Annotated in this window: 13 protein-coding genes; 1 reads left to right on the top strand and 12 read right to left on the bottom strand. The window is 54.6% G+C overall.

Annotation, left to right across the window (positions count from 1 at the left end; all coding sequences use genetic code 11):
* Positions 1-23: 23 nt before the first annotated feature.
* Genes ycfP through hinT form a run of 6 tightly spaced genes read right to left on the bottom strand, consistent with a single transcriptional unit; the run spans position 24 to position 3,835 of the window.
* A complete protein-coding gene (ycfP, locus tag MUU46_RS19840; RefSeq protein WP_159761438.1) occupies positions 24-566 on the bottom strand; it encodes an alpha/beta hydrolase YcfP in 543 nt (180 codons plus the stop codon).
* Between the two features lie 36 nt (positions 567-602).
* Complete coding sequence (gene nagZ, locus MUU46_RS19835) at positions 603-1,628, bottom strand: beta-N-acetylhexosaminidase (RefSeq protein WP_258966434.1); 1,026 nt, start codon at positions 1,626-1,628, stop codon at positions 603-605.
* Between the two features lie 11 nt (positions 1,629-1,639).
* On the bottom strand, positions 1,640-2,464 hold the full coding sequence (gene thiK / locus MUU46_RS19830) for a thiamine kinase (RefSeq protein ID WP_258966433.1): 825 nt from the start codon (positions 2,462-2,464) through the stop codon (positions 1,640-1,642).
* Positions 2,445-3,086 (bottom strand): penicillin-binding protein activator LpoB, encoded by a 642-nt coding sequence (lpoB, locus tag MUU46_RS19825; RefSeq protein WP_159761432.1) that lies wholly within the window; start codon positions 3,084-3,086, stop codon positions 2,445-2,447. The genes thiK and lpoB overlap by 20 nt, the downstream gene beginning before the upstream one ends.
* Positions 3,087-3,099: 13 nt before the next feature.
* Positions 3,100-3,474, bottom strand: coding sequence for a YcfL family putative periplasmic lipoprotein (locus MUU46_RS19820; RefSeq protein WP_159761430.1), 375 nt, complete (start codon positions 3,472-3,474; stop codon positions 3,100-3,102).
* A 4-nt stretch (positions 3,475-3,478) separates the two neighbouring features.
* Complete coding sequence (gene hinT / locus MUU46_RS19815) at positions 3,479-3,835, bottom strand: purine nucleoside phosphoramidase (RefSeq protein WP_159761428.1); 357 nt, start codon at positions 3,833-3,835, stop codon at positions 3,479-3,481.
* Between the two features lie 324 nt (positions 3,836-4,159).
* Here hinT and fhuE point away from each other — a divergent pair, with 324 nt between their 5' ends.
* The gene (gene fhuE, locus MUU46_RS19810; RefSeq protein WP_258966432.1) at positions 4,160-6,346 is read left to right on the top strand and encodes a ferric-rhodotorulic acid/ferric-coprogen receptor FhuE; all 2,187 of its coding nucleotides are present in this window, start codon (positions 4,160-4,162) and stop codon (positions 6,344-6,346) included.
* A 124-nt stretch (positions 6,347-6,470) separates the two neighbouring features.
* Here fhuE and ptsG read toward each other — a convergent pair whose 3' ends face one another.
* From ptsG to pabC, 6 genes are all read right to left on the bottom strand, one after another.
* Positions 6,471-7,907 carry a PTS glucose transporter subunit IIBC gene (gene ptsG, locus MUU46_RS19805; RefSeq protein ID WP_159761424.1) on the bottom strand — a complete coding sequence of 479 codons (1,437 nt, stop codon included), beginning with the start codon at positions 7,905-7,907 and terminating at the stop codon, positions 6,471-6,473.
* A gap of 301 nt (positions 7,908-8,208) precedes the next feature.
* Positions 8,209-9,003 (bottom strand): metal-dependent hydrolase, encoded by a 795-nt coding sequence (locus MUU46_RS19800; protein WP_159761422.1) that lies wholly within the window; start codon positions 9,001-9,003, stop codon positions 8,209-8,211.
* Between the two features lie 53 nt (positions 9,004-9,056).
* A complete protein-coding gene (holB, locus tag MUU46_RS19795) occupies positions 9,057-10,061 on the bottom strand; it encodes a DNA polymerase III subunit delta' (RefSeq protein ID WP_258966431.1) in 1,005 nt (334 codons plus the stop codon).
* Entirely contained in the window at positions 10,058-10,699 is a 642-nt protein-coding gene (tmk, locus tag MUU46_RS19790) for a dTMP kinase (RefSeq protein WP_159761418.1), read from the bottom strand. The genes holB and tmk overlap by 4 nt, the downstream gene beginning before the upstream one ends.
* Positions 10,689-11,711 (bottom strand): cell division protein YceG, encoded by a 1,023-nt coding sequence (gene yceG / locus MUU46_RS19785; protein ID WP_258966430.1) that lies wholly within the window; start codon positions 11,709-11,711, stop codon positions 10,689-10,691. The genes tmk and yceG overlap by 11 nt, the downstream gene beginning before the upstream one ends.
* Positions 11,708-12,523 carry an aminodeoxychorismate lyase gene (gene pabC / locus MUU46_RS19780; protein ID WP_258966429.1) on the bottom strand — a complete coding sequence of 272 codons (816 nt, stop codon included), beginning with the start codon at positions 12,521-12,523 and terminating at the stop codon, positions 11,708-11,710. The genes yceG and pabC overlap by 4 nt, the downstream gene beginning before the upstream one ends.
* Positions 12,524-12,588: the final 65 nt, after the last annotated feature.

Genomic DNA, 12,588 nt, shown 5'->3' with positions numbered 1-12,588 from the left:
ATGTCATCAGGCCCGGAGCGGGATTAGCCGAGGGTTTTGAATGCTTTGATGCGCTGCAAATGCGGGGAAATATTCTTGAATTTATGGGTCTGCACTTCGTCCCAGATTATTTCGTAGTAATGGTGCAACTCTTCGGCTGTGCGCTGGCTGTTCAGAGCCTCATCCTGACGAGAGAGGATAACCAGGCAGCGATCGCGGTTCTTCTCACGGAAGTTGCTGACGCATTTCGTGCCAATGTCCGCATACTCTTCCGGGCGGTTAATCTTGCCGTCCATATTCTCATGGGGGAACAGGTTCGGGTTGAAGATAACCTGGCGCATATCGCACAGGAAACCGATGCGTTCGGCCCAGTATCCACCAAGCCCTACGCCGCAAATCAGCGGGCGGTCGTCAGCGTTGAGCTGCAACATTTTGTCCACTTCTTTGAGCAAATGCTGCATGTCATGCTTCGGGTGAAGCGTGCTGTAGCTAATCAGGCGAACATCCGGGTCAATGAACTGCAGTTGCAGCACCTTCTCGTGATTTCCCGGGCTGTTTGAGTCGAAACCGTGCAAATAAATAATCATGACGTCCTCACAACACTGCCAATCCCGTTCGGGAGGTTAAAGAGCGGCTTTATGGGCCTGCCAGCGCTCGTGCAGTTCATTCAGCTGCGCGCTGACCGTCTTCCAGCGAGCGGAATCCATCAGCTCCTGACGGGTAAATGAACCTTTATGATACAATTTTGTAACACGCTCTGCTTTGATCGGCGACAGGGTATCCAGCACGCTGACCGCGCCTTTACGATTATTGCAGACCAGGATCATATCGCAACCTGCGTCCAGCGATGCCTGACCGCGTTCCGCGTAGCTGCCCATGATTGCCGCGCCTTCCATCGACAAATCGTCGGAGAAAATTACCCCATCAAACCCGAGTTCGCCACGCAGCACGGTTTTCAGCCAGTGCGGTGAACCGCTTGCCGGACGCGGGTCCACGTCGCTGTAAATCACATGCGCAGGCATGATGGCATCGAGACGATTTTCAGTGATCAGCGTCTGGAATACCGCCATGTCTTTGGCGCGAATGTCCGCTTCTGAGCGCGCGTCCTGCGGCGTTTCTTTGTGGGAATCAGCCGTTACCGCACCGTGACCTGGGAAATGTTTACCGGTAGTTTTCATACCTGCATCATGCATACCGTCAATGAACTGGCGCGCCATCGCCAGCGCTTTATGCGGATCCGCATGGTAAGAACGTTCGCCAATCGCCGCACTGATGTGGCCGACGTCAAGCACCGGGGCGAAGCTGATGTCGATATCCATCGAAATCATTTCTGAGGCCATCAGCCAGCCTGCCGCTTTCGCCAGCTCACCGCCCTGTTCCAGCCCTAACAATTCTGCGAAAGATTGCGCGGCCGGTAATTGCGTGAACCCTTCGCGAAAGCGCTGCACGCGTCCACCTTCCTGATCCACCGCGACGACGAGGTGATTTTTGGACGCACCGCGGATCTGGCGAACCAGCTCACGCAGCTGCGCCGGATCGTGGTAGTTACGGGTGAACAGGATAAGCCCACCCACCAGCGGATGCGCCAGAATTTCCCGCTCTTCAGCATCCAGCTCATACCCTTCAACGTCTAACATCACTGGGCCCACATTTTCCTCTCTTATCCTTTATGCGAAAACTGGCGCCAGCCTTCATCGGCAAGCGCAATAAATTGTTGGTCGCCGGTCTGCTGCCAGCGATATTCATACCAGGTGATCATCAGCATCTGGACCCACGGCTGCCAGCGATTAACCTGCTGCACCAGACGTGCTTCATCCAGATGCGCGGCCTGCGCGTAGGCCGCGATAAGTTCCGAGCGTTGTGCCGGGGTTTGGGTCCACACCGCCGCCAGTTCAAGCGCGACATCTCCGTCAGCGGCATATTCCCAGTCAATCAGCCGAAGTCCCGCTGGCGTGTCGATGATGTTGCCCGCATGGACATCCATATGCAACGGTGCCAGTCGCAATGGCTGCGGTTCTCTCTGCTGATGCAGCCGTTTTAGGATTCGTAGCCACTGCGGCGTGCGGCGTAGCGGGCTACTGAACTGCCAGTAGCGTTCAAGCAGCGGCCACAGTGAAACCCGCCAGCCGAAGTTTTTTTGCTGATGCAGATGATACAACAGCGCCGCGGTGGCGTGGGCATTCGGGAGTGTGTGCACAGTCGCACCTTCGAGATATTCCGCCGCCATCCAGCCGGGGAAATAGCCGAGTGGCCGCGGCGCAAGCGTTGCAGGCAGAGCTCGAAGCGCGCGGTACTGACGCAGGAAGTGAAAATCAGGCGCTGACGGATCGTGATGCTTGCGCAAAACAATACGATGCCCCTGATGTTCGATAATGCAGCTTCCCCCGCTCAGCCCCGCGGAAGCGGAGTGAGCCAGGGGTTGATAGCCGGGAAAATAGCGTGACAGACAGTCATCACGCGAAAGCTTACTGTTGCGCAACCGCACCTTTACCTGACCAGAGGATCTCGCCCGACTGGACCATCATCAGCTGCATGGAGAGTGTTGGCGTGTTGACGTTGCCGGTCGCGTTAGAATACAGCACGTAGGCCGCCCCAACGGTACGCGCCAGGCCCATCGCTTTGTTGCGTGACCCCAGGCTGTCCTGCGGGGAGAGTCCCAGCTGCTGTTTAGCCACGGCCAGCTGCTGCGCGGAAACGAGGGTAAATTTGTTGTTCCCTTTCAGCGCATTGCTAATTGCTGCGGTGGCTTCGGTGGTATTCAACGAGCCGTTGGTGCGGTTGTTGACGTTATCGACCATCAGCACGCTGCCCGCTGTTACGCCATCAGCCTGCAGCATTTTGCCCACCAGCGGCTGCGCGGCGCTGTTCCAGTCGTAGTGACGTACACGCGGCGCAGGTTGTTCAGGCGGTGCGGTGCTGTTATCAATCGGACCTGGCTGCACCGGGATCGTCGGCACTACCGGCACGGTGGTCGGCGGCGGCGTCTGTGGCTGTTCTGGCGTTGGTTTGGCTTCTTCAACCGGAGCGGGCTTTTCACGTTGCGCCACACAACCGGACAGGAAGATAGCCACGGCCGCGATAAACGCATAGCGACTCAGTTTATTCATTACTTTTTACCCCTCAAAGATAAAGATAAAGCCGGACTTTATGCGCACCCAGGCTGTTTGCGCTGCCGTAAAGTTTGACCGAAGACTGGGCTGGAATGATCACCTCACGCGGTGCCTCCAGCGGATGCATTTCCAGTCCTCTGGAGTCGTACCAGTAAAAACGATAGTGAACGGTGACAGGCGTGGTCCGCTCATTGTAGAGCTGTGACGACGCGGTCGACTGGATTTCGGAGGTGGTGAGTTCAGGTTTGTCGGCGCTAATACCGGCGGCCAGAACATTAGCCTCCATGACCAGCGTTTGTTGTTCGCCCACCGGGATCTCCGGGTGCGACCAACACCCCGCCAACAGCATCGCCGTCAGCAGTGCAGCAATTCGGCCACCTTTCATTTGATTATCCTTTATGCGCAAGCATTGGACCCAATGGACGGCCACCCAGCAGATGCATATGAATATGATAGACCTCCTGCCCGCCGTGGCGATTGCAGTTGACCATCAGGCGATAGCCATCTTCAGCGATCCCTTCCGCTTCGGCGATTTTAGCCGCTACCGTGAACATGCGGCCTAACGCTAGCTCATGCTCAGCAGAAACCTCGTTAACCGTTGGGATCAGAATGTTGGGAATAATCAAAATATGGGTCGGCGCCTGGGGAGAGATATCACGAAAGGCAGTCACCAGATCATCCTGAAAAACAATGTCCGCCGGAATTTCGCGACGAATAATTTTGCTGAAAATCGTTTCTTCTGCCATGGCATGTTCCTTTTTATTGATTACCTTGCGGTATCTTTTATTCAGGCCTGCATCCGGAAGTGCGATGCGGATAACAACGTAAGAGTATGAGCGACTTAGTTCCCCTCTTTCAACCCGATCCCTCGTTTTTCTTACTCATTCCTGGATTTACCGCTGGATGCTTAAGCAATGCCGTTTATTCCCCCGCTTCATTGCATTTTAAAACAAAGTTTCAGCTGCCCGCTTACATTCGTTTACATCGATAATATGAATGCGTATATTTCGCATTTGCATTTCCATGCGATATCACTGCACATATAACAACTGACAACATAAGGGCTCACGATGTCTTTCACGTTTGACACCAGGAATAAGCAGCACAGACTGCCCGCCTCGCCGTCACGTCTCGCGGCGTGTGTCGCCTTCGCCTTAATACCTCACACCGTTCACGCCGCTGATGCGAACAATGAAGAAACGGTGGTGGTTGAAAGTGAAGCCGATAGCACCACGGACAACGCACAGGATCATGATTACAGCGTTAAAACCACCACCACCGGGACCAAGCTGTTGCTGGTTCCGCGCGATATTCCGCAGTCCGTCAGCGTGATTAGCCAGCAGCGCATGAAGGACCAAAATCTGCAAACCATCGGCCAGGTTCTGACCAATACCACCGGCGTGACGGCGCAAGTGCAGGACAGCGATCGCGCCGTGTTCTATTCCCGCGGTTTCTTCGTCAGCAATTATGCCTATGACGATTTACCTACCTCTATCAGCGAAGTATGGAATTTTGGCGACACCGCCACCGACACTGCTATTTATGACCGCATTGAAGTGGTACGCGGTGCAACGGGCCTGATGAGCGGCACCGGTAACCCGGCAGCCTACGTTAATATGGTGCGTAAACACGCCGACAGCCGTGAATTCCAGGGCAACGCCAGCGTCAGTTATGGCAGTTGGGATAAGCAGCGCTATGTCCTGGACTTACAGGCTCCGCTGGTTGAATCCGGTAATGTTCGCGGTCGCGTCATTGCCGGTTATCAGGACAATGACTCGTGGATGGATAACTACCACTACCGTAAAAAATTCCTCTACGGCGTAGTGGATGCTGACATCACCGACAGCACCACCCTTTCACTCGGATATGAATATCAGGAAAGCAATACCGCCGATCCAACTTGGGGCGGCCTACCGACCTGGTACGCCGACGGCAGTAAAACGCACTACGACCGCAGCGATACTGTCGCGCCTGACTGGGCATATTCCGATAAAGACAGCACCAAAGTGTTCGCCAACTTCACACAGCGCTTCGACAATGGCTGGGAAGCACACGTCAACGGTATGCATGCGGAAACCAACTTTGATACCAAACTCATGTACATGTCCGGCTATCCAGACAGAGAAACCGGCGGTGGAATGATCGGTTACGGTGGCTGGAACCGCGGCGAGCGTAAACAGGATGCGGTGGACGCGTTCCTGCGTGGCGATTTCGAACTGTTTGGTCGTCAGCATGAAATGATGGTGGGCGGTAGCCTGAGCCATCAGCGTAATCATTACGATAACTCAATGCCCGACGCTCTCTATGGGATGGTCGACATTGGTAGCTTTAAAAACTGGAACAGCAATATTACCGATCCGCAGTGGACCGCCTGGAAGCTTTACAGTAAAGACGACATTAACCAATCGTCAGCCTACACGTCTGCCCGCTTCTCGCTGGCCGACCCGCTGCACTTGATACTTGGGGCGCGTTACACCAACTACAACATCAAATACAACCCGGCTGGTGCACCGGATACGCGCCTGGAAAGTACCAAAGATGACGTGACACCGTACGCCGGGCTGGTTTATGACATCAATGAAGATTGGTCCGCGTATGTCAGCTACACCAATATCTTCCAGCCGCAGGACAAGCGCGACGCCAACGGTCGATATATCGATCCGACCACCGGCAAGAGCTATGAAGCGGGCGTCAAGGCCGACTGGTTTAACACTCGTCTAACCACGTCGCTGGCGGTATTCCGTATCGAACAGGATCACGTGGCGAATAACACCTACACGTACCTGCCGAGCGGGGAATCCATTTACGAATCGTTGGATGGCGTGGTCAGTCAGGGCGTCGAGTTTGAACTTAACGGCGCGCTGACCGATAACTGGCAACTGACCTTCGGAGCCACGCGCTATGTGGCAGAAGATAAAGACGGGAATGCGGTCAGTTCAGATCAACCGCGTACCACGCTGAAACTGTTTACCCGTTACCAACTGCCGATGCTGCCAGAATTCTCCGTGGGCGGCGGCATGAACTGGCAGAACAAAACTTGGGCTAATGTCAGCGGCGGTCCAGACGGTCGCGATTACGTTGACCAAGGCAGCTATGGTCTCGTGAACCTCTTCAGCCGTTATCAGGTGACGAAGAACTTTGCCCTACAGGCTAACGTCAACAACCTGTTCGACAAAGAGTATTACGACTACGTTGGGTCTTACCTCGTATATGGTGCGCCGCTGAACTTCTCGGTTACCGCCAGCTACGATTTCTAATCCAGTTGCCCGGCGGCGCTTTGCTTGCCGGGCTTACGCATAACCTCTTGGGAACGACTCTCCCCGTGGAACAGGCATAAAAAAAGCAGCCTTTCGGCTGCCTTAGTCTCTCCCCAATCACTGATTAGCTGTTGCGGATGTATTCATCCATTTCGGTTTTCAGGTTATCGGACTTGGTGCCGAAAATAGCCTGAACACCGGAACCTGCAACAACCACACCTGCCGCACCCAATTTCTTCAGGCCTGGCTGGTCAACTTTTGCCACATCGGCAACGCTGACGCGCAGACGAGTGATACAAGCGTCGAGGTTAGTGATGTTTTCTTTACCGCCGAAGGCTGCGATTAGGGCCGGAGCCATTTCGCCGCTAGCAACGCCAGCTTTAGAGTCTTCGGTAGCGTCTTCACGGCCTGGGGTTTTCAGGTCCAGTGCTTTGATAAGCACACGGAAGATGGTGTAGTACACCGCCGCGTAGCACAGGCCGATGACCGGGAACAGCCACAGCTTGCTGCTGTTACCAGACAGAACGATGAAGTCGATCAGACCGTGCGAGAAGGACGTCCCGTCACGCATACCCAGCAGAATACAGATTGGGAATGCCAGACCCGCCAGGATGGCGTGAATGATGTACAGGATCGGCGCAACGAACATGAAGGAGAACTCGATCGGTTCGGTGATACCGGTCAGGAACGCAGTCAGCGCAGCGGAGATCATGATGCCGCCCACTTTTGCACGGTTCTCAGGTTTTGCTGAGTGCCAGATTGCGATAGCTGCAGCCGGCAGGCCGTACATTTTGAACAGGAAGCCACCAGACAGTTTGCCTGCCGTTGGGTCGCCTGCCATGTAACGTGGGATATCACCGTGGAACACCTGACCAGCAGCGTTGGTGTATTCACCAATCTGCATCTGGAAAGGAACGTTCCAGATGTGGTGCAGACCGAACGGTACCAGGCAGCGTTCAATGAAGCCGTAGATACCGAATGCGACTACCGGGTTCTGGTATGCAGCCCACTGGGAGAAGTCCTGAATCGCAGTACCAATTGGCGGCCATACGAAGGACAGCACGACGCCGAGGATGATAGCAGCCATACCGGAAATGATCGGAACAAAACGCTTACCAGCAAAGAAGCCCAAATATTCTGGCAGCTTGATGCGGTAGAAGCGGTTGAACATGTAGGCAGCAATAGCACCGGAGATGATACCGCCGAGAACACCGGTATCAGCCAGGTGTTTCGCCGCGATTTCTTCAGCAGGTAAGTGCAGTACCAGCGGTGCAACCACAGCCATGGTTTTGACCATGATGCCGTAGGCAACAACGGATGCCAGAGCAGAAACGCCATCGTTATTGGTGAAGCCGAGGGCAACACCGATTGCGAAGATAAGCGGCATGTTTGCAAAAACAGAACCACCTGCCTCTGCCATAACATGAGAGACGACCGCTGGCAGCCAGCTGAAGTTTGCAGAACCGACGCCCAGCAGGATACCTGCGATTGGGAGTACGGATACTGGTAGCATCAGCGATTTACCGACCTTCTGCAGGTTAGCAAATGCATTCTTGAACATAATTGAGAGTGCTCCTGAGTATTTATGCTTTTTTTTACGTTTTCACGCATTGGCGAGCGGGGAGAACCACGCCGTGAACAGGACATCTAAGTGCCCTTTTTATTTATTACGCAGAGTAAAATAATTCAGTTTGTTTTTGTTTGACAGCCATCACGTTTCGGCTAGCAAACAAGGAAAACCTTGCACTATTTTACAAAAGTTGTTTCCACCAGTTACAGAATGATGGGTTCACCCCCTTTTTTCGGCGGTGAACTTTACTCGCTTTGATTATTAATTACGAGCTTTAAAATAAACTGACGAATCAGGCAGATTGCAGGCGTGCGGGGTCGATATGGAACAGTGAGGCGAAGTTTTCGGTGGTCTGCTGTGCCAATTTCTCAAGCGACACCCCTTTCAGTACGGCCATATACTCTGCCACATCGCGCGTCATCGCTGGCTGATTCTCTTTCCCCCGGTGCGGAACCGGTGCCAGATACGGTGAATCTGTTTCAACCAGGATCCGGTCCAGCGGAACATAGCGCGCCGCTTCACGCAGCTGCTCCGCATTACGGAACGTCAGGATCCCGGAAAACGAGATGTAGAAGCCCAAATCGAGCAGTTTTCCTGCCGTCTCCGTATCCTCAGTGAAACAGTGTAGTACGCCACCGCAATCCGTCACTTTTTCATCGCGCAGAATTGTCAGCGTGTCTTCCCGCGCATCGCGGGTGTGGACAATCACCGGCTTGTTGAGCTCGCGACCAATGCGGATGTGGTGTGCGAAAGACGCCTGCTGACGGGCTTTTGTTTCCGGCGTGTAATAATAGTCGAGACCGGTCTCGCCCATGGCGACTACGCCCTCTTCCGCTGCCAGACGACGTAGCTCTTCGACGTCGTAGGTTTCGTCCTGATTCAGCGGGTGAACACCGCAGGAAAATACCACGTTGTCACGCTGACCGACCAGCTCACGCATGCCGCGATATCCTGGCAGCGTCGTCGCAACCGCCAGGCAGAACTTCACATCACGCGCGGCAGCTTTCGCCAGCACATCGTCCAGATCCTTATGCAGCGTTTGATAATCCAGGCCATCGAGGTGGCAGTGGGAGTCGACTAAAAACATAATGTCTCTCTTAGCGGTGTTCTTTTACAGGTGAATTTTTACAGGTGAACGGTTTATAGGTGATGAATGGGCAACACGCTTGTCGGTTGCAGCCAATGTTCCCAGCGTAATAACAGGTCGTTAAGCATCAGCTCACGATTGAGGCCGGTGACGTTGAGAAGCTGTTCCCGGCACGCACAGGCATCGTGGATCATCGCCTGCAACCGCGTCGAAGAAAGCGCGTTAGCCACGCGCTGAACCAGTGCCCACGCGTCCACATTGGTCAACAGTGAAATGCCCTGCTGCATTTTTTGCGCATCCAGCAGCAGTGATGACAGCCAGTACAGCCGTTCCGCCACGCTGTCATGATTGAGCGCAGACAGCAATGACAGCCAGTCTGCGCTTCGTAGCGAAGCATCCAACGCCGCACATAGCTGCTGGCGAGGAGCAAACCGCGATTCGCCGAGAAGTTCCAGCGCCGCAGCAGGTGCTCCGGCCGTCAGACGTAATGCGGTCAATAACTTCTCTTGTGACGTTGTCACTTCACGACCAAGCCATGCAATGCCGTAATTTTCTGCGGGAGGAGCCAGATGAAAATGACGGCAGCGGCTGCGTAATGTCGGCAGTAACCGTGCGGGTTCTTCACATTGCAGGAAGAACCAAGTGTTTTCTGGTGGTTCTTCCAGTGTTTTCAGCAACGCGTTGGCGGCAGCTTCTGTCAGCAAAGCCGCATCGCTGACCCACACCACTTTCGCGCCGCCGAGGCGAGCGTGCTCGTAGAGCTTTTCCGTGATTTCACGCACCGCGTCAACACCGAGGGTACTTTTGCCTTTTTCCGGCGCTAGCTGATAATAGTCCGGGTGCGTACCCGCTTGCATCAGCTGGCAGCTATGGCATTTTCCGCAACTCTTCTGCCCTTCGGGCGTGTGGCACATCTGGAAGCGCACCAGTGCATAGACCAGCGCATCCGCACCCATGCCCTGTAATGCCTGCACTAATAGCGCGTGGTGGCCGCGTCCGGACTGGTAGCTGCTGACCAGTTCCTCAAACGGTGGCCGCAACCACGGATACCATTTCATGCGCCCTGCTCCTCAACCCAGGCTGCCAGGGTACTGCGAATATTTTGCATCACGGTTTCCAACGGCTGCGTGGCGTCGATAGTGCAGATGGTCGGATCGGCGGCAGCCAGTTCCAGATAGCGGTCACGGGTGCGGTGGAAGAAATTGAAGGATTCCTGCTCGATGCGATCGAGGTCGCCGCGCGCACGCGCGCGTTTCAGGCCCACTTCAGGAGTAACGTCCAGATACAGCGTCAGGTCCGGTCGGAAATCGCCGAGCACTGCATCACGCAGCGTGGTCAGCAAATGCTGATCGATACCTCGACCGCCGCCCTGATAGGCCTGCGTGGAGAGGTCATGGCGATCGCCAATCACCCATTTGCCTTCCGCCAGCGCCGGTTTAATTACCGTATCAACCAACTGTACGCGCGCGGCGTAAAACATCAGCACTTCGGCTTTATCGGTGATCACTTCATCGCCAACAGATTTAATGTCCAGCACCAGACTGCGCAGCTTTTCCGCCAGGACAGTACCGCCCGGTTCACGGGTAAACACCAGTTCGCGGACGCCCATCTGCTCGAGGGTTTCTACGACCAGATTGCGCGCAGTGGTTTTCCCCGCGCCTTCCAGGCCTTCGATGACGATATACTTACTGCGCATTTTTTTCCTTAAGTGCTTTCAGGTAATCCTGTACTGAGCGGTTATGACTCGCAAGATTGGTGTTAAAGGTGTGCCCGCCTTTGCCGTCGGCAACAAAATAGAGATAAGGCGTTTTTGCCGGATGCGCCGCAGCATTGAGTGACGCTTCACCGGGTGTAGCGATTGGCCCTGGCGGCATTCCGGCAATGACGTACGTATTGTACGCCGTTGGCGTCTCAAGATCTTTGCGGCTCAACTTGCCATTATAGCTTTCGCCCATACCGTAGATAACCGTCGGGTCAGTTTGCAGACGCATACCGATACGCAGACGGTTGATAAATACCGAAGCAACTTTGTCGCGCTCCCCGGCTACGGCAGTCTCTTTCTCGATGATAGAGGCCATCGTCATCAGCTGATTTTCATTCTGGTACGGCAGATTTTCCGCCCGCCCTTTCCACGCGCTTTCTACCGCAGTCACCATTTTCAGATGAGCACGCTTGAGGATTTGCAGATCGGTAGTATTGGCGGTGTACATCCACGTATCGGGCCAGAACCAGCCTTCCACCCAGTCTGCATGCTCCAGCTTCAGCGATTCGGCAAGCGTGGCGTAGCTGTCATCTTTCAGCGTGTGCTTCACGTACGGGGCTTCACGCAGCACTTTGAGGTAATCACTGACGCGCATCCCTTCAATAAAGCGGACCGGGAACTGTGCTTCTTTTCCACTGGTCAGCAGTTGCAGCATTTCGCGCACGTTCATGCCCGGCATCAGACGATACGTCCCGGCTTTAAAGTGCGATAGTTCAGGCTCTACGCGCAGCAGCCATTGGAACACACGCGGACGGTTAATGACTTTTTCCGCATAAAGAGTGTCACCCAGTACCATGCGTCCGGTTCCGGCCTTCAGCGTAAAGATGGTCTCATCTTTAATGAGTATTTTACTGTTCGCCAACTGGCGGACTTTCCACATCCCGACTCCCGCAGCAATCGCAAACGCAACCAATAGCAGGAGGACAAACCGAAACATTTTCTTCATGACTTAATCGACTGCTCACAAAGTGGGGCCAAAAATTCGAACAGCTCGCGTGAAAGATAGCGAGTGTCCGCATACTGATTCACAGGAACGACGGGCATTAGCGCATTACAAATAAGGACTTCATCTGCCTTACGCACAGCGTCTTCCCTTGCAGTGATTTCGACAACGCGAAAACGACTTTGTGCCAACCGGGAAAGACAATGCTGGCGCATGATGCCGTTGACGCCGGCATGGTCGAGACGCGGCGTAAACACGGTGTCGCCTGCTCGCCAGAACAAATTAGCCGCACAGCATTCCGTAACCCACCCTTCACTGTCAAGGACCAGCGCTTCATCGGCGTTCGTCTGTTCAAGATGCGTGCGGATCAACACCTGCTCAAGGCGGTTAAGATGCTTCAGGCCAGCCAGCGTGGCATTACGCCCGAGACATACCGGGCTGAGCGATAGCGTGATCCCCTGCTGTTGCCAGCCAGGGTAATGTGCAGGTGCCTGGGAAACGGAAAGAATGCGGTTAGGAGCCTGACAGGCCGTAGGGCTGTACCCTCGTCCTCCACTCCCACGGGTAATGATGACTTTAAGCACGCCATTGAGGTGAGATTTCGCCAGAGAAAGCATTTCCTGGCCGAGCGTTTCCCAGTCGGTAAAGGGGATCATCAGCGCGCGGCAGGTGTCCTGCAATCGTTGTAGGTGCTGGTCAAAAAATGCGGGAAGACCGTTCTGGATCCGGGCCGTTGTAAAGCAGCCGTCACCATACTGGACGCTGCGATCGTTGGCCGGGAGTGAGTCCTGTTCCACACCGTTAATCAAGAACATAGCGGCTCCTTATCAGTGGCCCGTTAGTCTGGCAGGGGGAACGTGAGATCTCAAGAGGAGAAACC

The organism is Scandinavium tedordense (assembly GCF_024764965.1).
Taxonomy (GTDB): Bacteria; Pseudomonadota; Gammaproteobacteria; order Enterobacterales; family Enterobacteriaceae; genus Scandinavium; species Scandinavium tedordense.
This window is presented reverse-complemented; position numbering and strand designations above follow the sequence as displayed.